General features: G+C 44.2%; 22 protein-coding genes, 1 tRNA gene and 2 pseudogenes. 21 read left to right on the top strand and 4 right to left on the bottom strand.

What is annotated here, in order from left to right; all coding sequences use genetic code 11:
* Positions 1-113: 113 nt before the first annotated feature.
* The gene (locus HMPREF9446_RS03965; RefSeq protein WP_009124126.1) at positions 114-830 is read left to right on the top strand and encodes an Ig-like domain-containing protein; all 717 of its coding nucleotides are present in this window, start codon (positions 114-116) and stop codon (positions 828-830) included.
* Between the two features lie 59 nt (positions 831-889).
* Here the strand turns inward: HMPREF9446_RS03965 and HMPREF9446_RS03960 are convergent.
* Positions 890-963 (bottom strand) — tRNA-Ala (locus HMPREF9446_RS03960).
* Positions 964-1,067: 104 nt separating this feature from the next.
* Here HMPREF9446_RS03960 and HMPREF9446_RS03955 point away from each other — a divergent pair.
* From HMPREF9446_RS03955 to HMPREF9446_RS03910, 10 genes are all read left to right on the top strand, one after another.
* Positions 1,068-1,373: a DUF4286 family protein gene (locus HMPREF9446_RS03955; RefSeq protein ID WP_009124125.1), complete on the top strand. Its 306-nt coding sequence runs from the start codon at positions 1,068-1,070 to the stop codon at positions 1,371-1,373.
* Complete coding sequence (gene ruvC / locus HMPREF9446_RS03950) at positions 1,370-1,948, top strand: crossover junction endodeoxyribonuclease RuvC (RefSeq protein WP_009124124.1); 579 nt, start codon at positions 1,370-1,372, stop codon at positions 1,946-1,948. Before HMPREF9446_RS03955 ends, ruvC begins: the two co-directional genes overlap by 4 nt.
* A gap of 69 nt (positions 1,949-2,017) precedes the next feature.
* Positions 2,018-4,015: a type I pullulanase gene (gene pulA / locus HMPREF9446_RS03945; RefSeq protein WP_009124123.1), complete on the top strand. Its 1,998-nt coding sequence runs from the start codon at positions 2,018-2,020 to the stop codon at positions 4,013-4,015.
* A gap of 45 nt (positions 4,016-4,060) precedes the next feature.
* A complete protein-coding gene (locus HMPREF9446_RS03940; protein WP_009124122.1) occupies positions 4,061-5,518 on the top strand; it encodes an ATP-binding cassette domain-containing protein in 1,458 nt (485 codons plus the stop codon).
* Positions 5,519-5,529: 11 nt separating this feature from the next.
* Entirely contained in the window at positions 5,530-6,819 is a 1,290-nt protein-coding gene (locus tag HMPREF9446_RS03935) for a hypothetical protein (RefSeq protein WP_009124121.1), read from the top strand.
* A gap of 156 nt (positions 6,820-6,975) precedes the next feature.
* Positions 6,976-8,166 (top strand): 6-bladed beta-propeller, encoded by a 1,191-nt coding sequence (locus HMPREF9446_RS03930; protein WP_009124120.1) that lies wholly within the window; start codon positions 6,976-6,978, stop codon positions 8,164-8,166.
* 3 nt (positions 8,167-8,169) lie between these two features.
* Positions 8,170-9,369 (top strand): TolB-like 6-bladed beta-propeller domain-containing protein, encoded by a 1,200-nt coding sequence (locus tag HMPREF9446_RS03925; RefSeq protein WP_009124119.1) that lies wholly within the window; start codon positions 8,170-8,172, stop codon positions 9,367-9,369.
* Between the two features lie 69 nt (positions 9,370-9,438).
* On the top strand, positions 9,439-10,095 hold the full coding sequence (fsa, locus tag HMPREF9446_RS03920; RefSeq protein ID WP_009124118.1) for a fructose-6-phosphate aldolase: 657 nt from the start codon (positions 9,439-9,441) through the stop codon (positions 10,093-10,095).
* Positions 10,096-10,215: 120 nt separating this feature from the next.
* A complete protein-coding gene (locus HMPREF9446_RS03915) occupies positions 10,216-12,117 on the top strand; it encodes an LTA synthase family protein (RefSeq protein ID WP_009124117.1) in 1,902 nt (633 codons plus the stop codon).
* Between the two features lie 25 nt (positions 12,118-12,142).
* Entirely contained in the window at positions 12,143-12,817 is a 675-nt protein-coding gene (locus tag HMPREF9446_RS03910) for a phosphatase PAP2 family protein (protein ID WP_009124116.1), read from the top strand.
* On the opposite strand, the pseudogene HMPREF9446_RS18115 reads toward HMPREF9446_RS03910, so the two are convergent.
* Positions 12,814-13,219 (bottom strand): annotated as a pseudogene (locus tag HMPREF9446_RS18115) (carboxypeptidase-like regulatory domain-containing protein); the annotation flags it as partial. The gene HMPREF9446_RS03910 and the pseudogene HMPREF9446_RS18115 sit on opposite strands and share 4 nt — an antisense overlap.
* Here HMPREF9446_RS18115 and HMPREF9446_RS03905 point away from each other — a divergent pair.
* From HMPREF9446_RS03905 to HMPREF9446_RS03875, 8 genes and pseudogenes are all read left to right on the top strand, one after another.
* Positions 13,203-13,391, top strand: a pseudogene (locus tag HMPREF9446_RS03905) (winged helix-turn-helix domain-containing protein); the annotation flags it as partial. The pseudogenes HMPREF9446_RS18115 and HMPREF9446_RS03905 sit on opposite strands and share 17 nt — an antisense overlap.
* A 305-nt stretch (positions 13,392-13,696) precedes the next feature.
* Complete coding sequence (locus tag HMPREF9446_RS18615) at positions 13,697-13,945, top strand: hypothetical protein (protein WP_157243316.1); 249 nt, start codon at positions 13,697-13,699, stop codon at positions 13,943-13,945.
* 37 nt (positions 13,946-13,982) lie between these two features.
* Positions 13,983-14,999: a hypothetical protein gene (locus tag HMPREF9446_RS03900; RefSeq protein WP_009124111.1), complete on the top strand. Its 1,017-nt coding sequence runs from the start codon at positions 13,983-13,985 to the stop codon at positions 14,997-14,999.
* A 149-nt stretch (positions 15,000-15,148) separates the two neighbouring features.
* Positions 15,149-15,334: a hypothetical protein gene (locus HMPREF9446_RS03895; RefSeq protein ID WP_009124110.1), complete on the top strand. Its 186-nt coding sequence runs from the start codon at positions 15,149-15,151 to the stop codon at positions 15,332-15,334.
* A 204-nt stretch (positions 15,335-15,538) separates the two neighbouring features.
* The gene (locus HMPREF9446_RS03890) at positions 15,539-16,513 is read left to right on the top strand and encodes an AlbA family DNA-binding domain-containing protein (RefSeq protein WP_157243315.1); all 975 of its coding nucleotides are present in this window, start codon (positions 15,539-15,541) and stop codon (positions 16,511-16,513) included.
* Positions 16,514-16,532: 19 nt separating this feature from the next.
* Complete coding sequence (locus tag HMPREF9446_RS03885; protein ID WP_148345710.1) at positions 16,533-16,865, top strand: hypothetical protein; 333 nt, start codon at positions 16,533-16,535, stop codon at positions 16,863-16,865.
* A 381-nt stretch (positions 16,866-17,246) separates the two neighbouring features.
* Positions 17,247-19,910 (top strand): BACON domain-containing protein, encoded by a 2,664-nt coding sequence (locus tag HMPREF9446_RS03880; RefSeq protein ID WP_148345708.1) that lies wholly within the window; start codon positions 17,247-17,249, stop codon positions 19,908-19,910.
* 188 nt (positions 19,911-20,098) lie between these two features.
* On the top strand, positions 20,099-21,268 hold the full coding sequence (locus HMPREF9446_RS03875; RefSeq protein ID WP_039968462.1) for a mechanosensitive ion channel family protein: 1,170 nt from the start codon (positions 20,099-20,101) through the stop codon (positions 21,266-21,268).
* Here the strand turns inward: HMPREF9446_RS03875 and HMPREF9446_RS03870 are convergent.
* Positions 21,265-22,311, bottom strand: a complete 1,047-nt coding sequence (locus HMPREF9446_RS03870) for an endonuclease/exonuclease/phosphatase family protein (RefSeq protein WP_009124105.1) — start codon at positions 22,309-22,311, stop codon at positions 21,265-21,267. The two genes, HMPREF9446_RS03875 and HMPREF9446_RS03870, sit on opposite strands and share 4 nt — an antisense overlap.
* A 95-nt stretch (positions 22,312-22,406) precedes the next feature.
* Positions 22,407-23,864, bottom strand: a complete 1,458-nt coding sequence (locus tag HMPREF9446_RS03865) for an aminoacyl-histidine dipeptidase (protein ID WP_009124104.1) — start codon at positions 23,862-23,864, stop codon at positions 22,407-22,409.
* Between the two features lie 319 nt (positions 23,865-24,183).
* Here HMPREF9446_RS03865 and HMPREF9446_RS03860 point away from each other — a divergent pair, with 319 nt between their 5' ends.
* A complete protein-coding gene (locus tag HMPREF9446_RS03860) occupies positions 24,184-24,417 on the top strand; it encodes a hypothetical protein (RefSeq protein ID WP_039968497.1) in 234 nt (77 codons plus the stop codon).
* A 28-nt stretch (positions 24,418-24,445) separates the two neighbouring features.
* Entirely contained in the window at positions 24,446-25,048 is a 603-nt protein-coding gene (locus tag HMPREF9446_RS03855) for an OmpH/Skp family outer membrane protein (protein WP_009124102.1), read from the top strand.
* The last annotated feature ends 16 nt before the right edge of the window (positions 25,049-25,064 follow it).

The following is a 25,064-nucleotide window of genomic DNA, read 5'->3' as shown; positions in this document are numbered from 1 at the left end:
TGCTTTGCTTGTTGTTGGTAGGAACTATGCTATACCCCGGTTTTACGGTTGGGGGTTGTTTTTGAAGTAGTGTTGTGATTTAAAGATAAATGTTTAACTTAACTATTTAATTTATGAGAAAGTTTTTTTATGTTTTAATTGGAGTTTTTTCAAGTATAGTTGGATTACTTATTCTCATGTTTGTATCGTTCACTTCTTGTAGCAGCGATGAGGTAGAGCATTTTTCCAGAATCTCTGTAGAGCCTGACGAACTTTTACTGAGTTCTATGTACGTGAAGAAGGATTACCCGCCTTCTGTACGGCAGCTTGAGGTTTCCGGAATGAGAAAGGTCGATTTTATGTCCGAGGATGAGAATGTTGCGGTTGTCACCGAAAGGGGAGGTGTCGTGGGAATCCATGTGGGTAAAACGATAATAAAGGTACAGGCGGATAATCAAACAATAGATGTCAAGGTAGAAGTTGTTCCGAAATACCAGAACTTCATTGAACCTATACATGATTTTTCATTGACTAAAAATGATTTGTTGTCCAAACTTGGCGATAGCTATGAAATGCAGACAGATCCTGCTGTCTTTTATTATAGGAATGGTGGAGTTAGCCCTACAGGTGAATGGTATTTCTTTGATGAGGAGGGTGTATTATATACTTCATGTCTTATTTTGAGCAAAAGTAAGATACCCTATGATGAATTACGCCTTTTTATGAAAGAACGATATGAATATAATATTATTCGCGGAGCATATGTAGGTTACATTAATGATAAGAAACTCTTTATTCAGTTATCAGAGTACGATAGGGAGTATTATAAAATAACTTATACAAGAGGTTGAATCAGTGCCGCTCTTCTATATGTTTTCCGTTCTTCAGCGCAAGAACCAATTTTAACGAGTGGAGCGTATCGGACTCGAACCGATCACCTCGACACTGCCAGTGTCGCGCTCTAGCCAGATGAGCTAACGCCCCGTTGCTAACGTTTGCGGAGCTACCCGCATTTTTGATGGTGCAAATATAATGCATTATTCTGAAATAATTGCTATGTTTGCCAAAGAATTTGAAAAAAAGACGTTATGCTGATATATAATACGACCTATCACGTAGAGGAAGGACAGGAAAAAAACTTCCTGATTTGGATGCAGGAGTACTATCTTCCCGAAGTTGAGAAAAACGGTACTTTGCACGCTCCCCGGATTTCCCGCATATTGAGCCACATAGAGGAAGGCAGTATTTGTTTTTCGGTTCAGTTTGAAGTGGAAGATTCTGCCAAGTTGCACCGTTGGCATCAAGAACAGGGTGTCAAGTTGAACGGGGAGTTACTGAACATATTCAAGGATAAAGTAATAGGATTCCCTACATTGATGGAGGTGATAGTGTGATACAGCCGGTCAAGGAAAAGATAATTCTGGGTATTGACCCCGGCACCACTATTATGGGGTACGGTGTGTTGCGTGTTACGGGTGTAAAACCCGAAATGATAGCTATGGGCATCATTGACCTCCGTAAGTTTGGTGACCACTATTTAAAATTGCGCCATATCCATGAACGCGTACTGAGCATCATAGAGAGTTATTTGCCTGATGAACTTGCTATTGAAGCTCCTTTTTTTGGAAAAAATGTGCAGTCTATGCTTAAATTGGGGCGTGCGCAAGGAGTGGCAATGGCAGCCGCCTTGAGCCGGGACATCCCTATTACGGAATATGCTCCTCTAAAAATAAAGATGGCGATTACCGGAAACGGACAGGCATCCAAAGAACAAGTTGCCGACATGTTGCAGCGTATGCTGCATTTCCCAAAGGAAGATATGCCGGTGTTTATGGATGCAACGGACGGACTCGCTGCTGCCTATTGTCATTTTCTGCAGATGGGACGTCCGGCAGTGGAGAAAGGCTATCATGGATGGAAGGATTTTATAGCCAAAAATCCGGATAAGGTAAAAAAGGGGATAAAGTGATGACAATGGATAGGGTGATGAAATAAGACTTGAAATCTAATAAAATATTTAATACTTAAAGACAGTATCATGAAATTGAATGAACTTGCCATTATTGGAGTAACTGCAACGACCATCGCCAGTTGTGCTCCCGCAAAGAACGAATATGCTTCGTATGAACTTTATCCGGTCCGTTCCGGCAGTCTGACTGAAATGGAATATACACCTGCTGCAACGCAGTTTACCTTATGGTCGCCCACGGCGGATGAAGTTCGTCTGATGCTGTTTGAGGCAGGAGACGGAGGACATGCTTACGAAACAATTTCCATGAATCCGTCCGAGGAGGGAACATGGACTGCCAAAGTTGAAAAAGACTTGAAAGGCAAATTTTATACATTCAATGTCAAAATCAACGACAAGTGGTTGGGAGACACACCGGGAATCAATGCCAAAGCTGTTGGTGTGAACGGTAAACGTGCGGCGATTATTGATATGAAATCCACTGATCCTGAAGGGTGGGCGGACGACAAACGGCCTGCATTGGCTTCTCCTGCAGATGTCATTGTTTACGAGATGCATCACCGTGACTTTTCCATTGATCCGTCCTCGGGCGTTGAACATAAAGGAAAGTTCCTGGCACTGACAGAACAGGGAACGGTCAATCCCGATAAACTGGCAACCGGTATCGACCATCTGAAAGAGTTGGGAATAACCCATGTGCATATTTTGCCTTCTTACGATTATGCTTCAGTGGATGAGACCAAGTTGGATGAGAATAAATATAACTGGGGATATGACCCTCAGAACTACAATGTACCCGATGGTTCCTATTCTACTGACCCTTATACGCCGGAGGTTCGTATCCGTGAATTCAAGCAGATGGTGCAGGCTTTGCATAAGGCAGGCATCCGTGTAGTGCTCGATGTGGTATATAACCATACTTTCAATACTTCTGACAGCAACTTTGAGCGTACCGTTCCCGGCTATTTCTATCGTCAGAAGCCCGACGGCTCTTATGCGGATGCTTCGGCTTGCGGTAACGAGACTGCCAGCAACCGCCCTATGATGCGTAAGTATATGGTAGAATCTGTTCTGCATTGGATAAACGAGTATCATATCGACGGCTTCCGTTTCGACTTGATGGGAATTCATGACATCGAGACCATGAACGAGATACGCCAGGCTGCAACGGCTGTTGATCCTACCATCTTTATATATGGTGAGGGCTGGGCGGCTCAGGCTCCGCAGATGCCACAGGATTCTTTGGCCATGAAAGCCAACACTTACAAGATGCCGGGCATTGCCGCTTTCTCCGACGAGATGCGCGACGCTTTGCGCGGTCCGTTCAACGACAATCATCAGGGGGCTTTCCTTGCCGGGCTTCCCGGAGGAGAGGAGAGCATCAAGTTTGGTATTGTAGGTGCCATTAAGCATCCGCAGGTAAACAATGATTCTGTTAATTACAGTAAGGCTCCTTGGGCAGAGCAACCTACACAGATGATTAGTTATGTGTCATGCCATGACGATATGTGTCTGGTTGACAGGTTGAGGTCCAGTATTCCGGGCATCACTCCCGAAGAACAGGCAAAACTGGATAAACTGGCTCAAACCGCTGTATTCACTTCGCAGGGTGTCCCCTTCATCTATGCAGGCGAGGAAGTGATGCGTGACAAGAAGGGAGTGCACAACAGCTATGAGAGTCCCGATTCCATCAACGCCATAGACTGGAAACGCAAGACGGAACATGCCGATGTCTTTGCTTATTATAAAGGATTGATTCGGCTTCGCAAGAATCATCCTGCTTTCCGCATGGGTGATGCCGGCTTGGTGCGTAAACACCTTGAGTTCCTTCCAGTCGATGGCAGTAATCTTGTGGCCTATCAATTGAAGGACAATGCGAACGGTGATGCCTGGAAAAGTATAATCGTAATCCTGAACTCCCGCAAGCAGCCTGCAAAAGTTGCTGTTCCCGAAGGTAAATATACGGTGGTTTGCAAAGACGGCTTTATCAATGAACAAGGTCTGGGTACGGTGTATGGAACAGAAATACTTGTGCCTGCACAGTCGGCAATGATCCTTCATCTTTAAAAAAATCTTATCTTTGCGCCATCAACTATATTAAATACGTTTGAAATGGCGCAACCATACACTATACACATAGCGGGGGGCGTAGTACGCAACCCGCTTGTTCGTTTGGCCCGGCCCGTAACTCTCGACTTTCTGGCGGGAGAGCACATTGCCATTGTAGGTCCTAATGGGGCAGGGAAAAGCCTTCTGGTAGATATGCTCACGGGCAAGTATCCTTTGAGGGAAGGTGAACTGGCTTATGATTTTTCTCCGTCGGCTACCAAGACAGCCTATGATAATATTAAATATATAGCTTTCCGTGATACTTACGGCTCTGCCGATGCCAATTACTACTATCAGCAGCGATGGAACGCCCACGACCAAGAAGATACTCCCGAAGTGCGTGAGATGTTGGGGGAGGTCGCTGACAGCGCTTTGAAGGGTCAATTGTTCGAGTTGTTCCGTATCGAACCTATGCTTGATAAAAAAATCATTCTTCTCAGCAGCGGTGAGTTGCGTAAGTTCCAGTTGACAAAGACATTGCTCACCGCTCCCCGTATTCTTATTATGGATAATCCGTTTATCGGGCTGGATGCTCTTACCCGCGAACTTCTTTTCCATTTATTGGAAGAGCTCAGCCGTATGGATTCTTTGCAGATTGTCCTTGTCCTTTCCATGTTGGATGACATACCTTCTTTCATCACTCACGTGGTGCCTGTGTATAACATGACGGTGGGTGAAAAAGTGGAGCGTGAAGTATATATGCAGGCTTTCCGTGGGCAGGATACCGCTGTTGCCATGGATGAGTTGCAGCAACGTATTCTTGATTTGCCGTACGGAAGCGGGAATTATACTTCGGATGAGGTGGTAAAGTTGAACAAGGTCAGCATCCGTTATGATGACCGCACCATCTTGAAAGAATTGGATTGGACGGTGATGCGCGGGGAGAAATGGGCGCTGAGTGGAGAAAATGGTGCAGGCAAATCTACCTTGCTCAGTCTGGTGTGTGCCGATAATCCGCAGTCATACGCCTGCGATATCAGCCTGTTCGGCAGGAAACGCGGAACGGGTGAGAGTATTTGGGAAATTAAGAAACATATTGGCTATGTCAGTCCTGAAATGCACCGTGCCTATTTGAAGAACTTGCCCGCCATTGAAATAGTGGCGTCCGGTTTGCATGACAGCATCGGGCTGTACAAGCGTCCTCGGGAGGAACAGCTGGCTGTATGTGAATGGTGGATGGATGTTTTCGGTATTGCGGGGCTGAAAGATAAGCCTTTCCTGCAGCTTTCCAGTGGAGAGCAGCGTTTGGCTCTTTTGGCCCGTGCTTTTGTGAAGGATCCGGAATTGCTGATTTTGGATGAACCTCTCCATGGGCTTGATACGTACAATCGTCGCCGGGTGAAAAAGATAATTGAGGCATTCTGCCATAGAAAAGATAAAACGATGATTATGGTGACGCATTATGAGAATGAACTGCCCGGTACAATTACCGGTCATCTTTTTTTGAAGCGGAACCGCTAATAGCTTTATAAATGAAGTACGGAGTCTTTTATATATTGCTTTTGTTGCCCTTGCTGACCTCATGTGGAAGGCAACATGCGGCATCGGAATCCTTGCAACCTGATTCTGCCAGGGTAGCTTGGATATTTTATAAGAAAATCTGGGCAACTTCCACGTTGGACAGTGCAAAAAGGTATGCCGCTCTGGCATGTGATTATCTTTCGGACCAAGAACAGGAAGCAAGGGTAAATTATGCCATGGCACTCCGTTGTATGAAGTTGGGTGAGTTTGAACAGGCCCTGGCCTATTGTAGGAATATGGGTGAGAGGACGGATGGCTGGATGCAACAGGAGTTGTGCGTGATTATGCCCGAGGCGTATGCTGCCATGGGACGCTATCTTGATGCGATCCGTTGCTTGGACTCCATACGTGATTGCAGGGTATCGCGCTCTGTCATACCGCATTATTGTCTGGCTAAAGGAAATTTGTTTGTAATGACGGGGCAGGCTGATTCCGCATTCCACTATTATGAGATTGCTGCCAATTCCCTGAACCGTTGGGTGGCGGGGGTGGCCTCACTCCGGTTGAGAAATTTTTATGCTTCGTGTGGAAAGGATAGCTTGGCCTATAATTTGGCATTGAAGGCGGACAATATCTTGAAGAGTGAAATCCGGAAGGAAGAATTTGTGGAAAGCCGCACTAGCTATGAGAAAGAGAAGATGCAAAATGAACTGAATCGTTTGAAGATAGATAAGCAGCGCCAAGAGATTATGGTCTTATCCCTTGGATTGAGTGTCATTCTGATTGTTTTTGTCTTCTATTTCGTATGGCAGTACCGGAAACGCCAGACTGACCTATTGCTGTTGCAAGAAAAGACTGCCCGTCTGGAGCAAACCCAACAGTTGCTGGTGCAGGCAGAGGAACTGACCCTCTTGCGTGAAAAGGAAGCGCAGTTGCGCGAGTCGTTATTCCGCCGCATGAAGTCTTTTCATAAGATTCCTTCTTTGGAAGAGAACAGGGAGGAAACGGATAGCCACTCGCGTATTGCCTTGTCCGAAGAAGATTGGGAGGATATCCGGCAGACTGTGGATAAGAGTTATGATAACTTTACGCAACGGCTGCGACAAAACTTTCCTTCTCTGTCTGAAAAGGATATGAACTTCTGTTGTCTGGTGAAGATAGGAGTAAGTATCAAAGATCTCTCCGATATTTATTGTATCAGCCGTACGTCCGTCAGTCGTAAAAAGCAACGTGTGAAAAAGGATAAGTTCGGGCTGACCGCGGACGATGAGACTTTGGATTCTTTTTTGCGGCATTTTTAGAATTTGTCTATATCATTATCTGGTTGTTTGCAACTTATATGTCTGTATATTAGTAGTATATATGCCTTACGACTTTCTCGTATTGTCTATGGGAAAGTTTGCGCTTTTGCTTACTCTTCTCTAATTTTGTTGCCATACTATTAAAATAACAAGGACATGAGAAACAAGAAACAGATGAAAGCTTTTTTCCTGTTGGTGGGGATGGCTTTATTAGCAGGCTGCAATGGCACTGGAAAACAGGTAAATGATGGCTTGGCTGAACGGCCGGTAGTAGGCTCTGTAGAAGTTGTGAACGGTGATTCCGTATGGGTCTGTGATTTTTCCGCATTAAAGGATACGGTCACTTTGTATTTGAGCGCTGTTGCGGAAGATTTTCAAGTCGTGAAACTGGATAATAGTGACGAGGCATTGGTACCGGCAGGGAATGCTTTGGTTTCTGATAATTACATTCTGGTATATGGCAGGCAGCAGACTCCTTTCAAGCTGTTTGATAAGTCCGGTAAATTTTTGGCCAATGTAGGTTCCTTCGGACAAGGGCCGGGAGAGTATCAATTAGTGTATGATGCCCAGATTGATGAATCATCGGAACGTATTTATATCTTGCCGTGGAATGCGAAATCCTTGCTTGCCTACGATTTGAAGGGGCGGTATGTACAAAGTATCCCTTTGCCCACTCTGGTTCCGAAGGGTAAGTTTAAGGTGGACAGCCGGAATTCCACGTTATCTGTGTTCATTCTCCCTTTCAACAATCTGCCATACGTGGCATGGCGTCAAGACCTTCAGGGAAACTTGATAGATACCATTCCCGGACGTCATTTGGCGGTACGTCCGGACTTCAGTAATGAAGTGTCCAGCGGCAAGGTCAACGGTACATTTGACGTATTCCTCTTTACCTTCTTCGAACTTCGTTCCGATACGCTCTATCATTTTGAGGAGGGGCGTTTGAATCCACGCTTTACGGTAGATTTCAAGACCAAAGAAGTTCCAATACATTTTTATCAAGAATTGCCTCACCATTTTGTTGGTGACGCTACGGTGAAGAAGCAAGTGAGCGAAAATAACTATACTACTGAGGCCCCGTCTTATTACATCATGGACAAGAAGACACTGAAGGGGGCTTTTTATAGATTCGTGAATGACTATTTAGGAGATATGCCTGCTTATCTGTTTGCCTGCGGTGATTACTATATACTCAATATGGAACCTGCCAAACTGAAAGAAGCATTGGAGAAACATCTGGAGATCAAGACGAATCTTTCTTCCAAAGAACGTGAGCGTTTGCAGAAGTTGGCGGATGGCATTCATGAGAATGACAACAACTATATATTATATGCAAAATTTAAATAAGCCATGAAATACATTAACTTTCTTTTTTTGTTGGTACTTTTCTTTTTTTCGGCTTGCAAACACAGGACAGAAAAAGAACGGGCCATTGCTGATACGTTGTTTGTGGCTGTAGAACCGGTATGTCCTGCGGAACCGCCTTTGGTTGCCGGAAGCGTTACTTTAAGCGAGGATGATTTTGGCCCCCTTGTCGAATTGTCCGGCAAGCAACAACTTTTTGATGAGAATGGCCCGGTTTTCAAGCTTTCCGAACCGGAAGTATTGATCATTGAAGGATGTTTCCTTTTTCAGAATCGTCCTGCAGGAGGCATGGTACAGATACGAAACGAGAATGGAACTACCACTGTAAAACCGATGGGAGGTGAAGAAGGTGCATTGCCCAACTTCTTCCATTGGTATCACTTGCCTGATTTCCGGTATATGGCTTCTATGGGACAACAGGGAAATGGACCGGGAGAGTTCATTTATCCGCATCTGGTGCAGAGTTGTAAAAAAGCTCCTGGTGCCTATTTGTATGAAACGACTACATCCAGACTCTATATGGCCGATACTGCCGGAACATTGAAACCTGTGCCTGTTGATTTTCAAAAAATAAAGGGAAGCACTTATTCTAACAAGCAAATTGTTGTTGCTGCCCCCGATACTCTTTATTCGGTGGATAATGTCCGGGGTGGGAAAGCGCTTTTCCGTACGGTATTACGGGAAGATTCAACTGTGACGGAGCAGATTTACAACCTATCTTTCAGTAAAAAGCACAAAGGATGGGCAGCCTATATCGGAGACTTTGCCATGTCCCCGTCAGGCAGCCGTATTGTATATGCTTACAAATACTTCCGTAAACTGTTGGTGATGGATAAGGAAGCCCGTATTGTGCGTGACATTTCATTTGATGCGGAAGGAGTGGATGCCAAAGACGATGTAAAAACTTTGGGGCCTGATAATGTGACTTATTATTGGGGGATTTCTGCTACGGATCGTTACTTCTTTCTGGTTTATAGCGGGCGTACTCCCATTAAAGTAGGACAAGAAACCAATAAAGGTAACGGTTATATTTTTGTAGAGCAATACGACTGGGGAGGCAACCCTGTGGCGCGCTATCGGCTGGACCGCTGGGGGAAAGTATTTACAGATGGAACTACCTTTTATTTGCTGTGCTATAAGTATGACGATCCTCTCTTCCTTTATGCGTTGCCGGAAAATAAATAAAGGTATCCGCAACTTATCTATAGTATAAATCGTTATATTTGTACATCAACTGTTTAAACCATTTATACCATGAAGTTTTTTATTGATACAGCCAATTTGGACCAGATTCGGGAAGCCTATGATATGGGCGTGCTCGACGGTGTGACTACTAATCCTTCGCTCATGGCGAAAGAGGGCATTAAAGGTGTAGATAACCAGCGTAGGCATTATGTGGACATCTGCCACATTGTGCAGGGAGACGTTAGTGCCGAGGTGATAGCCACGGATTATGAAGGCATGATTAAAGAAGGGGAGGAACTGGCCGCCTTGAATCCGCATATTGTGGTAAAGGTGCCTTGTGTTGCCGATGGTATCAAAGCGATCAAATATTTCTCCTCCAAGGGAATACGTACTAATTGTACCTTGGTCTTTTCTGTGGGACAGGCATTGCTTGCCGCCAAGGCGGGAGCTACTTATGTCTCTCCCTTTGTAGGACGTCTTGACGACATCAGCGAAGACGGCGTCGCACTGGTGGGAAAAATCGTGGAAATGTACCGTTACTATGGGTATGCTACCCAAGTGCTTGCTGCCTCCATACGTCATACTGCACATATCATCCAGTGCATCGAAGTGGGGGCTGACGTGGCTACCTGTCCGCTTTCCGCCATCAAAGGACTGCTTAACCATCCGTTGACGGATGCCGGCCTGAAGAAATTCCTGGAAGATTATAAGCGTGTAAACGGATAATCTAAAAAAAAGCTATAAGCCTTTCTTTCACCGCAATTCTTGGCCAATAATGACGAGAATTAGAATAAAAAGATTTATTTTTGCGCCTTATATTAGATATAAGATATAAGAAAGGCACCGATGAAAGAAAGGCTTATAGGATTTATCAAGACATATTGTTTGTTTATCTGCATTTTTGCATTGCAGAAACCTCTGTTCATGCTGTATTACCGTTCGCTTTATGAAGATTCTTCGTGTGCGGACTGGTTCAGTACCATTTGGCATGGGCTACCTTTGGATTTGTCTTTGGCTGGCTATCTGACCGCCATTCCCGGTTTTCTTTTCATTGCTTCCGCATGGACACTGTCTAAAGTCCTTCATCGCATCTGGTGCGGATATTTTCTTTTCATTTCTATCCTGCTTTCCATTATTTTTATTGTTGACATAGGGTTGTACGAGTATTGGGGATTCCGGCTGGATGCCACTCCCTTATTCTATTTCTTCTCTTCTCCCAAGGATGCGGTTGCCAGTGTAAGCCTTTGGATGGTGATGGGCGGCATTATAGCGATGGCCGTTTATGCGGCAATACTTTATGCCGTTTTTTATGGAGTCTTGTTGCGGGAAAAACGGTTGCTTGGAATGAAGTTGCCATACTGCCGTCTGCGGGTGTCGGGGGTGCTGTTCCTGATGACAGGTATCTTGTTCATTCCCATCCGGGGAGGATTTACCGTATCGACCATGAATGTAGGCAAAGTCTATTACAGTCCTAACCAACGCTTGAACCATGCCGCCATAAATCCGGCCTTTAGTTTGATGGAATCTTTGTCTAAACAGAAAGATTTTGGCAGCCAGTATCGGTTTATGGAGGATGCGGAGGCAGGATGCCTTTTTAAAGGGTTGACAGATCCTGCCGTTTTCGGTGCAGAGGCAACCACTGCTGATTCTTTGCAACCATCGGCCGATTCGTTGCACGACCTGTTTACTACCCGTCGCCCCGACATACTCTTTGTGATTCTTGAAAGTTTCTCGTCCAGGCTGATGGCAACTTTGGGAGGAGAGCTGGACGTAGCTGTGAATTTGGATAGCTTGAGTAAGGAGGGGATTCTCTTTACAAACTTCTATGCCAACAGTTTCCGTACCGACCGCGGTTTGGTTGCCATCTTGAGCGGTTATCCGGCGCAGCCCACTACCAGTATCATGAAATATCCTCGTAAGACGCAATCCATTCCGGCCATTGCCGGCAGTCTGAGGAAAGCCGGTTACGGAACTGAATATTACTATGGAGGTGATGCCGACTTTACCAACATGCGTTCTTACTTGGTGTCTTCCGGTTTCGAGACGATTGTGTCCGACAGGGATTTCCCTGTTTCGGAGCGTTTGAGTAAATGGGGGGCGCACGATCATCTGGTGTTCAACCGCCTGCTGGAAGATTTGAAGGCAGAAGCTTCGGAAGAGACTTCGGCAAAGCGGCCTGCTCCTCATTTCCGTGTCTTGCAGACTTCCAGCAGCCACGAACCGTTTGAAGTTCCTTACCGCCGTCTGGAAAATGACCGTTTGAATGCATTTGCCTATACTGATAGTTGCCTGGGTGATTTCGTAAGACAGTATCGTGAATTGCCTCAGTGGAAAAATACGGTCATCGTATTGGTGCCCGACCATCTGGGAGCTTATCCCGAGAATCTCAACAACCTCACGGTGGAGCGTTATCAGATTCCCCTGCTTATGATAGGCGGCGCTGTCCGTGAACCCAAACGTATTGATGTATATGGTTCCCAACAGGATATTGCGGCCACTCTGCTGGCGCAGTTGGCGTTGCCGCACAATGAGTTTACATTCAGCAAAGATATGCTCAACCCGGCTTCTCCCCATTTCGCATTCTTTACAGTGCCTGATGCCTTTGGTATGGTGACCCCGGATAACCAGGTAATATTCAATTGTCAGGCCAATGCCGTAGCGCTGGATGAAGGACCGTCAAAAGGAAAAAATTTGCCGTTGGGAAAAGCGTATCTGCAAAAACTATATGATGATATAGCTGGAAGATGAAAGGAATATAAACTGCAAAAAACTTATGATGATGTTAATGGACGCTTTACAAGGTCTTGTCAGTGTGGATACTGATATATTCCTTTTCTTCAACGGAATGCACAACACGTTCTGGGACTACTTTATGAGTGCCTATAGCGGCAAGTGGCAGTGGATTCCCATGTATGCCGCGCTGCTTTACGTGATAGGGCGCAACTTGTCGTGGCGCACGGCGCTGATGTGCGTGATAGGTGTGGCGCTGGTAATTACCTTTGCCGATCAGGTCTGCGCCACGCTGATACGTCCATACGTGGAACGTATGCGTCCTTCCAACTTGGACAATCCCATTTCAGAGATGGTGCACATCGTGAACAATCATCGCGGCGGGCGTTATGGTTTTCCTTCCTGCCATTCGGCAAATACTTTCGGACTGGCATTCTATCTTTTTTTTCTGTTCCGCAGACGGTGGCTCACGTTTTTCATGATGGCTTGGGCAGTGCTGACCTGCTATTCGCGCGTATATCTCGGTGTGCATTATCCGGGCGACTTGCTGGCGGGTATGCTGGTAGGGCTGGCGGGAGCTTGCCTTGTTTTCTTCCTGTTCCGGAAAGTCAGCGGATATAAGCGTGCCGGACACGTCACTCATGCCAACGTTCCCATACTGACAGGCGGACTGACTGTCGTGGTGATGCTGGTGTATGCGGCGGTCATGAGTGCTTAGAACTGATAGCTTGCCAGTATCGTCGCTTCCCGTGGACGGATGTTCAGCCGGGCAGTGCTGCTTTGTGTAGCCGAATAGGTAGTATAGGTATATTCCTTCTTGTTGAACAGATTGTTTATATTGGCTTCCAGCCGCCATCTCTTTCCTTTATAGATGAGGGACGCATCCGCAAATAGGGTGTTGAGGTGGGTGTCATCTCCGATTTTGCTGCCCCCATATCCCAGCGTGGCATGATATTCCGTTTAAAAAAACTTCGGTTGGCGACCAGATCAGTTTGGGTTCCGCTTTCAGATAATCATAACGGTAGGTTTGTAGAAGACTTTTCGGGATGCCGTCGTTTCCCGGCAGGGAGGTGAGTTGCTCACCGTTGCTGCGGCTGAATGTGAATAAGATCGTCGGTCGCGATGCGCTGCTGGATGCTGTCTGGGGAGCTTCTTCATACGCCAATTTCCTTGCCTTGAATGTACAGATTACTTATTTGCGTAAGACGCTTCGTAATGACCCGGCGGTAAGAATTGAGTCACTGATGAAGAAAGGGTATATGCTGAAAGATATGACTGAGAAAACCGCTTGACAACATAGCTGCCGCAGTTGCTGCTTAAAAATAAGAAATCTACCCCTGTTCTGTTCCGTATCGCTCTGATATTTGCCCTCATTTTGTTTCTATAGTCTTATGTAATGCTTATATTTGCATATTGATAAACAAGAAGATATGAACTATAAACGGACTATTGAAGAGAAATTGAAAGCGTGGAGCCAATCTTCATATAGAAAACCTTTAGTATTGAGAGGAGCTAGGCAGGTGGGGAAAAACAACTGCTGTCAAGCTGTTTGCCCGTAACTTTCACCAATTTGTGTTTTTGAATTTAGAAACGGAGGATGCAAAGATGTTTGAATCTGCAACCTTTGTTGTTCTGGGTAAGGGAGAAAAGCGGTTCCAATGCCGAAGTTGATTTCTTGCTTCCAACTCCGCGAATGATTCCCGTTGAAGTGAAGTCAGGGGCTACAGGACATTTAAGGTCTCTTCTCTTGTACATGGATAAAACGGATGTTTCACTGGCTGTCCGTTTGTATTCTTCCCTACTGCTTTGCCGGGAAGGTACGGGAATATGTTGCAGAGGTAAATAGTTTATAAATCTGTAAAACAAAGTAGGATATTCGAATTATGGGAAATTTGGAATTAGCAGGATTATTGCCTTTTTCTAATGAGGTAGTTTTTGATGAGATTATAAGAAGAATAGTAAACAATCATTTTAAAGTCTTCTTCTCGGAAAATATGTATTACAAAATATTGTCCGAACATTTTTTGCAAGGTTATGAATATGATTTAGAAAGCTTGGAACCGGTGCGGTGTTGGGATTCGGAGGAGAATATCCGAAGAAGTAGTGATTGGTCGAATTTTAGGAATGTATATTATGAATTACAAGGAAGTCCATGTCATCATCCTTGGGAAGAGTTGTTTGAAAAAAACTGGATTGATTATTTTAAAACTTGGGTACTGCCAAATCATGATGCTTCATTGGTGATAGATTGGATATTGTCTGTTCCGTTGTTTAGTAAGAATAGAACAAGATCTCAAATAGCGGAACTGTTGGGATGCACTGCGATCGGACAGAATATGCATAAAGAAGAGTGTCCGGATAAGACTATAACTAGTATTGCTTATACTCAAATAAATAATGATTATAGTACCCATTGTCGTAATGAACAACAGGTTAACGTTGAAAATGAACATTGTCATAATGAGCAATATACGAGCGTAAATGTAGGAAAACCTGTTGAAGACAACCAAGGTAAAACCGATTTAGATAGCGAAAAAAATAATGATACACAGCAAAGAAAGAAAAAAAACGGTCGTCCTAAGAAGACATACCAATCCTTTCGGAAGTTGCTTCATGTGGAAGATAATGACGAACTTTGGGAGAATATACACAAAAAACTTCAGGAACTATTTGATGAGTATCAAAGGGATAATGAAAGAGCGCGAATAATCTGGATAGTATGCAAAGTAAGAAAAGAGCCCCAGGGGCATCTGCCATCGGCACCGGAGCTTGCCAAAGCTTATAACGATGCTTCTCTCCCTGCTATTAAAATTAGCACCTTTAAACAAAATAAATTAGGTTCAATTAAGGATGGAGAATTTGAGGATAAGATAAAAAGATTGTTTCAAGGAATGAAATAAAGCTTTGTTTCCAGTATGCCTATAATGTCCATAATGTCTATGTGTGTTAACTAGACATTATGGACATCTTTTTTTTTCAAAAAAAAAACCACCTTTGCGGTCGATGAAGCGCTTCATAACAGAATATTAATTTAAAAAGTAATAAAAACATGAGAACCAGATTATACTATACCGATACCGAGTATCGTAACGAAGACGGTGAACGAGTGAAATATGTCTATGTACCTTTACTGGACGAGTGGATGACTGTAGATGAATTCTACTTTGAGAAGTCAATGTACGACGACAGCATGGAAGATGCCGAGCGGGACGACAGAGAACACGGCAGATATTGATTTCACTTTTAGTTATCATTAGTTATGAACCAATCTTCTTCTTCGTTTCTTTACAGCCGGCTTATAAGATATATGCTGGATGACCGGATGAATGCCCGTGCTTGCCGTATAGGGTTGAGGTTGAATCGGACCGTTTTATATCGGAAGTCCGCAGATAAGCTACTGTATGAAGCGAATGAAGAGGAGTATAAAACAAAAATTCTTATGAACAATATTACAACAGGCATTGTGCTAAGCCACAATGAAACGATTTATCAAATGAGACTGGAAGAAGGTGTCACTGAACAAATACCGGTGAAAACCATGCACTTTGTGAATTATCCGGAAACGATGACAGATGAACAAGGATTTTTGAAACCGGGTGCACGAATCATTCTTTATGAACGGATTTCTAATAATGGCGATAGGAAACTTCTATATCCCGATCATGGTACTTATCGGGTGGCAGAAGCAACTGCTACTGAACGGAATCCGGAAAGACAGCCCAATGTGCCCCTTTTCAAGAACTTGGTAGAACGTGACTTCAATACTCCGCAGGACTTGGAACGCTTATTGGTGGCATATATGAATAGAAAGAATGATTTTACGGAAGACATACATCGCCGGGTTGTCGCAACCATCATACGGAATGACCGGGTAGAAACGTGTAATTTGTTGAGAGGAATCCTTCGCGAATCCATCTTTCCGCAAGAAGATGCCTTCAATGAATACAAAGCCTCTTTTTTGAAGTCTCCCATACCCTGCGCAGACGAACAAGAACAGCGGAAAATGCAGTTTAAGAATATTATAAAGGAACTATTGGCATTCGCCAATTCCGGTCATCAGGGGACACTGCTGGTAGGAGTCACTGACAATGGTGATGTATGTGGCATTGAAAATGAGATTACCGAGTTTCACCCTGCCTTTACCATCGAGAAGTTTGAGTCGATGTTCAGAAATGTGGTGAAGCAACTGACGAATACCGCTTTTCTTTGTTCCTTGGATATTCAATGGGAGAAGATTGATGAACATATCATTTGCCGTATTCAAGTACCTGCATGGCAAGGTGACGTATTGTTCTTGAACGGTGTGGAATTGTATGTCCGTACCGGGGCATCCGTCCATCAACTCAAAGGGAATGACTTGATTGATTTCATTCGTAGTAAACAGATGCACATTCATGCTGCTAATTGTGCTTAATATAAAGGAGGTTACATATATGAACAAGATTTCTTTTTTTTCTGCGTTGATTTGGAGCATTTGCGGACTTACTGTGTTGATTTATACTCCCCTCGTCTTCTATAGAAGCATGATGATGTGGGCTTTTACTGTTTTGTTCTCTGGCTTTTCCGCAATACATGTATATACGTATTACTTGCAGGAGCATGGCGAAACGGCAAGATACCGACGGTTCCAAAAATTGCGTATGGGAATAATGATAGTGGTCATCGGTTGGTTTTTAGGAGTCGCTTCGGTGATAACGCAATATTCCCCACAGCGTACATTTAAAGAGAGAATAGAACTCTGGATAGATCGTTTGAAAACAATTTAAACAGAAAAAGCGGGCAGCTTCTCGATCTTTTACTTGCTTTTGTTCTCTTTTTGCAGAAACTTTTATAGCTTTGCAGTTGTAAACTTAAAATGTAAAAACAGAAAGAATAGATAGAAAGTAAAATATTGTAGAACGTTTGAGGACGTATTATTCTGAAGGTTAAATCTGGTAAATTGAACTTTTGGTCATGAATAATATAAGTCTGAGCATTGTTCACACCCGTACGGGCGTGAAGCTGCTTCGCTTATTTCATGACCAAGGCTTACCAGAGCCGAACCTTCAAGGAATTTGTGAGAGTAGGTTCGCGCTCTTTTTGTGTTTGCGCATATACCTTTCCTCCACATACGAAGCGCGGGCTATTAACCATTTAAATCATAGGATATGACATTAAAATCATGCATGAAATGCGTAGGACAACTACTGTGTTGCTTCCTTCTGTCAGTTGCTTGCAGTGACGACGCCATTGAGGAACAATCCTCTATTACCTTACCTCCCGAAACGGAGGAGATATTTGAAAAGGGGGTGAATTTCACTACCACTGCCGGAACTCGGTCATTGGCCTTCGAAGCTACGGAAGACTGGGAGATAACTACCGCCGCTACACGCAATGGAGAAACCTGGTATCGGGTTTATCCGCTTAGCGGTGGTCCGGGAAAAGCTGAAATTTCTATCAGTGTGGATGAGAATGAAGGCTACGACGAGCGCAGTGTCGCCATTACCATCAATGCCGGAAAAACAAACAAGACTTTGATGATTTCACAAAAGCCGAAAGAAGCTTTGCTGGTGACCAGCAACCGTATGGAGATGAAACAGGAGGGAGGCACACTGAATATTGAAGTGAAAGCTAATGTAGAATACAAAGCGGTCATTGCAGATGATTGTCAAAGCTGGATTAAACCGTCAACTGCTTCTACACGCGGACTGACTACCACAACTGCAAGCTTCACAATCAGCCCGAATGAGGAACGTGTGAAACGTGAAGGGAAAATTTACATTACCGATGGCAAGTTGACGGAAGAGATAGACGTGTATCAGCATGGGGGAGATATTGTGCTGTTGAACGAAAATGAATATCCTGTTGGAGACCGTGGCGAGACTATAAAGGTAGAGTTGCGCAGCAATTGTGCTTATGGCGTTAAAATGCCCGATGTGGATTGGATGAAAGAAGCTACACTGACCCGTGGAATGTCCAGTCATACGGTTTACTATACAATCAGCGCCAATGAAAAAAGTGAAGCCCGCAGAGCGAAGATTATTTTCTACGATAAGGACAACACGTCTATTGCAGACACGCTGACCGTGATACAGGCGCAAAAGGATGCTGTTGTGATAGATGCCAAAAGCATCGAACTGAAATCTCCCAACGACACCATTATCTCTATTGATGTAAATGCCAATGTAGAGGTGGAAGTACGTCCGGCTGATACTTGCCAATGGATTACGGAAAGTACGGCTACCCGTGGTTTGCAACTTCGCAAAATCTATTTGAAGGCGGCACGGAATGAGAGTTTTGCTCCCCGGCGTGGCAGGGTGCTGGTAAAAAGCAAGAACGGGAATGAATGTGATACATTAAAAATTTGGCAAGCCGGTAAACCTACATCCGTGAAATTGGAAGAAGCTGCATTGAATGTGCCGAAAGAAGGAGGAACGTATCGGATTAAAGTAGATGCGGATGTTGCGGTGGCAATGAAGCAGTGGCAGGTGTTGGAACCGGAATCAGGCTATTTGGATCGAGACCCTATTGACCAAGTGACCGATGAGGAATTCTGGAGCTCTGCTCTATTCTATTATGAGAATAAAGCCGGAATATCATACGAAGCCGCATTGTCGGCTGACGGACAGTACTTAGAGATAAAAGTAAATCCTGCATTAAGCTCACAGCAAGCAGCTTCCGTTATAGTGACAATCTATGGAGAGCATGAGAACAAGGAAGCGAAACTGACAATCACGCAAGAACCTGATCCTACCAAAGTGGTTCGATTGCGTTTAGCAAAATTGGGACAACAGGTATTTGCTGGTATTTTAGATCAGTCATATACAGCTTTAAAGCAGGTTTATACTCAAGAGGAAGCATATAGTCGCCAAGGTGAGCAAGAACAAATATATAATGAATGGAGAGCTTTCATCAATCATGAGTTGACAGCAGATAATAGTCGTGTGGCAGGGGCACGTAATCTTTGTTATTCGGCAATAAACCGTATGTTGTTTATGAAGTACGGTGTACAAATCTCCAAACAGGAAGAATTAACACCTACAGATAGTACGTTTGTGATGGCTTTATTAGACATGCAACGCTTTATACTACATTATCAAATGGGAAATATTTGGGGGCAAGCTGTGTGTCTTGATGAATACTCTACAAGTTTAGAGGGTACTAATAGCCCTGCTATGACAAAAAAAGAATTGTTGCTGCATTTCACAGATCCTTTGTTATTGTTACGTGAATACCTGCCTGCCGAAAAATCAGCATTAGCAACCGCAGATGATTATTTCTTCCCCTCTCGTGATTTCCCTTCTTTGTTGTTGGCGCGTATCTACGTCGAACAGAATAAATATGCTGAGGCTAAAGCGCTACTGACTGAAATCGTGAATAGCGGTAAATACAAATTGGGTGATATGATTTATGTAATGCCCAATCCGAATGGAACTCGAACACCTCGTGGGGTACAAAGTTTTGAGTATGTTTCAGATATTTGCTTTAGCTATGTGGAAGTGATGCTTATGCTATCTGAATGTGAGAAACGTCTAGGCAATATAGCCCGTGCAGAAGAGTATTTGAATACAGTAGTTATTGCTAATGTCGGTACACCGGCTTATCCGTCTAATGTAGAGCTTGCAAAGACCCGTTCTACTGATGACTTTATCAATCGCTTGGCAGATGTCTGGCAGATACAGTTAAAAGGTACAGGCACTTACTTTGCTTTCATGAAACGCAACGGCATTGCCGAAGAACGTTTGAATGTACCGGCATGGCGGTTACTCTTCCCGATTCCTATGGATGAAATAAATACCAGTCCGGTAGTAAAGCAGAATCCGGGATATTGATGACGGATACTATAAATACAAAAAACTTGCTATCTATGAATTGATTGTGAATAGTTACTTAGCAGGAATAGTGCAGCTCCGGAGAGAAATAATAGGACTCCGGGGCTGCTTTTTTATTATAGTTTCCGCGGTTCAAAAACATCTTTTCTCCTTATGTTGTTATGCTTAATAAAAAACACTAAGGATTTATGACAAGTTTAGGAAGTTGGATGAACAAAATCCTCATTGATTGGGGTATTGACCCGAAGTTGGCAAATATGTTTGACGAATCGATTATCGCAGTGCTGATGATTGCGCTGTCGATAGGGTTGGATTATCTGTGCCAGGCGATATTTGTAGGTGGCATGAAACGTTATACAAAACGTTCGCCCCATAAGTGGAACACACTGCTCATGAAGCGGAAAGTGGTGCATCATCTGATACATGTCTTGCCCGGCATCCTGATTTATTTTTTATTGCCTTTGGCTTTTGTACGGGGCAAGGAGATGTTGGAGTTCTCACAAAAGATATGTGCGGTATATATAATTACCGCTGTGTTGCTTACTGTCAACGGTCTGTTGTTGGTTATGCTTGATGTATATAATGCAAAGGATACCCAGAAGAACCGCCCGATGAAGGGATTTGTCCAGGTGCTGCAGGTATTGCTGTTCTTTGTGGGGGGGATTGTCATTGTTTCTGTGCTGATTGACAAGTCTCCCATGACGTTGTTTGCCGGTTTGGGCGCTTCGGCGGCTGTATTGATGCTGGTTTTTAAGGACAGTATTCTGGGCTTTGTGGCCGGGGTGCAGCTTTCTGCCAATGATATGTTGCGTATCGGAGACTGGATAGCGTTGCCCAACGGTGTCGCCAATGGTACTGTAGAAGAAATAACTTTGAATACGGTGAAGATACGCAATTGGGACAAGACTATCTCTACCGTGCCGCCCTATACGCTTGTGAACAATTCTTTCCAGAACTGGCGCGGAATGCAGGAGAGTGGTGGACGCCGGGTAGATAAGAATATTTACTTGGATATGACCACCTTGAAGTTCTGTACCCCCGAAATGCTGGACAATATCCGGAAAGAAGTTCCTCTGATGGCAGATTATCAGCCGGCAGAAGGGGAAGTGCCTACCAACTCGCAACTTTATCGCATCTATATTGAACGCTATCTGCGTAGTCTACCGGTTGTTAATCAGGATATGGATTTGATTCTCAGCCAGAAAGAACCTACCACATACGGTGTGCCGATTCAGGTCTATTTCTTCTCCCGTAACAAGGTCTGGAGGGAATACGAACGCATCCAGTCTGATATTTTCGATCATCTGCTGGTGATGGTACAGAAGTTTGATTTGAAGTTATACCAATATTCCGACTAATAGATTATACGGAAATCTGCCCATACAGGCAGGTGATCGCTGTACCCGGCTTGGTATTTCATGCCGTAATAGGTGCGGAAGGGTTGTTTGCCTCCATAATTGGGGTCTTCTGTCAGAAGAAAGGGCAGGCTGAAGACATCCGCTCTCTTCTCGTCAGCAGATAGGGGAGAGCCGGCTTGCAGTAAGTTACCCGATACGATGATGTGATCCAGTAATCCCCATTCTCCCTGGTACTTGTAACTGCCGAAATGTTTTCGGGCCGCAGCTTTTCCGGCTAAGAGATGGTAAAGCCTGTGAGGATTCAAAGAACCGGAGACAGATGACGGAACTTCGGCTTTCAATATCTGCCGTACGGATTTGTTGGCAGGATAATCATTGAAATCTCCCATAATAAGTATTTGCGCCCGGTTGCGTACTTTATAAAGACTGTCGACAGCGTCTTTCAGCCTTTGCGCCGCCAACAGCCGGTAAGGTTCGGATTCTTTGGCCCCGCCCGACCGTGAAGGAAGATGTACGACAAAGACATCCAGGCTGTCATGGTTCAGTAACTGTCCGCAGACGTGCAGTATGTCTCGTGTCGGGCGACTGTTTTTGTGTGGCTTTTCCACTGACAGACTTTGCGAAGAAAGCAACTTGAAGCAGCCGCGTTGATACATCAGTGCCACGTCAATCCCTCTTTCGTCGGGTGATTGTGTCATGACGTAGCGGTAATCGGCTTCCTTTAAAATGGAATAGCAGGTTAAGTCACGCATTACGCTGTCATTTTCAACTTCACATAAGGCGACGATTGCCGGTGGATTCCATTCTCCGGCAGCGATAATGGCACGGGCAATATTATCCAGTTTCTTTTTGTATTTGGTATAGTTCCAGTGCCGGGTGGCGCCGGGCAGGAATTCATAATCGTTTTTAAGGCTGTCGTGGCGGTAGTCAAACAGATTCTCCACATTGTAGCCCAAGATGCGGAAAGTAAGGGTATCTGCTTGCTCTTGTGCATGCAGGGAGGTAGATAAGAGAAATAAGAAAGGCAGACAGAATGCTTTCATAGCGATAGAACAGGAGGTGAAAACTACTTAGTAGTAGTCGGCTGACTACTACTAAGTAAATGGTGAACTACTACTAAGTAGTTGTTGGATTACTACTACTTAGTTGGAATATTCTTCAATATATCCAATAAATGCTTCCAGAATTTTTCCACGGTGGGGATAAGCATCCGTTCATCGGGAGAGTGGACGCCCTGCAGAGTGGGACCGAAGGAAATCATGTCCAACGAAGGATATTTGTCGAGGAACAGGCCACATTCCAGGCCTGCGTGAATGGCCTTTACCTTGGCTTCTACACCGAACAGGCGTTTATAAGAGTCAGTCGCGATTTCCAAAATTTCTGAATGTGGATTGGGCTTCCAGCCGGGATATCCGTCACCGAAGGTAACTTCTGCTCCGGCCATCTCGAATACGGTACGTACCATGTTGGCGATGTCTTGTTTGGAAGATGCCGTAGAACTACGTTGGCTGGTTTCAATCCGGATAATATGGTTGGGCTTCATTTTGATGGAAGCCAGATTGGTAGAGGTCTCCACCAATCCCGGAATATCCTGGCTCATGGCATATACCCCATGAGGAACTGCATAAATGGCTTGCAACAGATGTAGGGTCGTTTCTTTGTCAATTGCTTTCGGACGTACAGTTTCTGATTCCAGCGTGAATTGCAGGTCGGGATCAACCACGGCATATTCGGCTTCTGCCTCTGCGGCAAAAATATTAAGGTCAGTACGCAACGCATGCTTGTCCGCATCCGGAATTGCGATGACGGCGTATGCTTCACGGGCGATGGCATTACGCAGGTTGCCGCCGTCTATCTCGCAAAGATACATATCATACTTTTTGAAAGTCTGGCTCAAAAAACGGTTCAGCAGTTTGTTGGCATTGCCGCGTCCCAAGTGTATGTCACCGCCCGAGTGCCCGCCTTTCAATCCTTTCACCTGTACTTTACAGAAGAAATAACCGGCAGGTACATCCACTTCTTTGTAGCTGAACTGTGCCACGGAATCCACTCCGCCTGCACAACCGATGAAAAGCTCGCCTTCGTCTTCCGAATCGAGATTCAACAGGATATCTCCGTTCATAAAACCTTCTTTTAAGGCAAAGGCCCCGGTCAGTCCGGTTTCTTCATCGATGGTAAACAGGCATTCTATAGGGCCGTGTTCAATGCTGTCGTCGGCAAGAATTGCCAATTCGGTGGCAACACCTATACCATTGTCGGCACCCAATGTAGTACCTTTGGCTTTTAGCCATTCGCCGTCTATCTCGGTTTCGATGGGATCGGTGAGAAAGTCATGTTGCACGTCATTGTTTTTTTCGCATACCATATCTACATGTGATTGCAGGACAACGGTCTTACGGTTCTCCATACCTGGAGTGGCAGGCTTCTTTATCAGCACATTACCTGCTTCATCGGTCAAAGTTTCCAACTTGTGTTTTTCTCCGAACGCTTTTAGATAAGCGATTATTTTCTCTTCCTTCTTGGAAGGACGCGGCACTTGGCAAATTTCTTCAAAAAAATGAAATACGCCTGCCGGCTTTAAGTCTTTCTTTTCCATAATGTATAATTTCTAATGCTGCAACCTCATTGTGCAGCCTTGTTTTGATTTTAAATCTGATTTTATAGATAAATACAGTAAGGCCCTCTCATGATGAATCATTACCAAATCCCAGTTTATTAACGTCATATTATTAAATATGGTTAAAACAATTGAGGATTTTATTTCCCTTTCTCTTTTTTTAGAGTAAAAAAGGCGGCTTAGTCCAATCAAAGCCCTATATTTGCACCCACAAAAATAGTGTAAATCGGATGCAAATGAAAATTTATTTTCATTTTTGATGGGATACGGCTATTTTCGCATAACAAAATTAATGGAAATGCTCGATACAGTATTGATAACTTTGTTAATAGTTGCTATTTGCATTGTTTTATTAGGTGTGAAAGTCTTTTTTGTGAAGAATGGCAAGTTTCCTAACGGTCATGTCAGCGGTAATAAGGCAATGCGTGATAAAGGTATCGGATGTGCACAGTCACAAGACCGTGAAGCCCGGCGCAAGCCTCGTTTTTCCATTGACGAGTTGGAAAAGACCTTAAACGATAGTATGAACTAATTATTAAAAAACAATATTTGATCAAATTATGAAGAGATTAAACTACCTTATGAACGGTTTGGCAGCTCTTGCTATTATCGTTTTATTTTCTCAATGTGCCGGTAATACAGATAAACAGACAGCGAGTGCCCCTGCGCAGACCGGCGGATTATCTGAAATGAAGATTGCTTATGTTGAGATAGATACACTTTTGGCAAAATACAATTTCTGCGTAGATTTGAATGAGGCCATGGTCAAGAAGAGCGAAAATGTCCGTTTGACCCTGAACCAGAAAGCCAACGAACTGGATAAGCAGAAACGGGAATTCCAGACCAAGGTGCAGAACAATGCCTATCTTACCCAAGAAAGAGCACAGCAGGAATATAACCGTATTGCCAAACTGGAGCAAGACCTGCAGAACTTGAGCAACAAATTACAGTCTGAATTGATGAGCGAAAATGAAAAGAACAGCTTGCAGCTGCGTGATTCTATCAATGCTTTCCTGAAAGAGTACAACAAGACAAAAGGTTATAGCATGATTATCAGCAACACCGGTTTTGACAACCTGTTGTATGCCGATAGCATTTATAACATTACCCGTGAAATCTTGGAAGGCTTGAATGCCAGATATTCTTCTCCTGCAAAGAAATAAAAGGGATATTTAAATA

The organism is Bacteroides fluxus YIT 12057, from assembly GCF_000195635.1.
Classification (GTDB): Bacteria; Bacteroidota; Bacteroidia; order Bacteroidales; family Bacteroidaceae; genus Bacteroides; species Bacteroides fluxus.
This window is presented reverse-complemented; position numbering and strand designations above follow the sequence as displayed.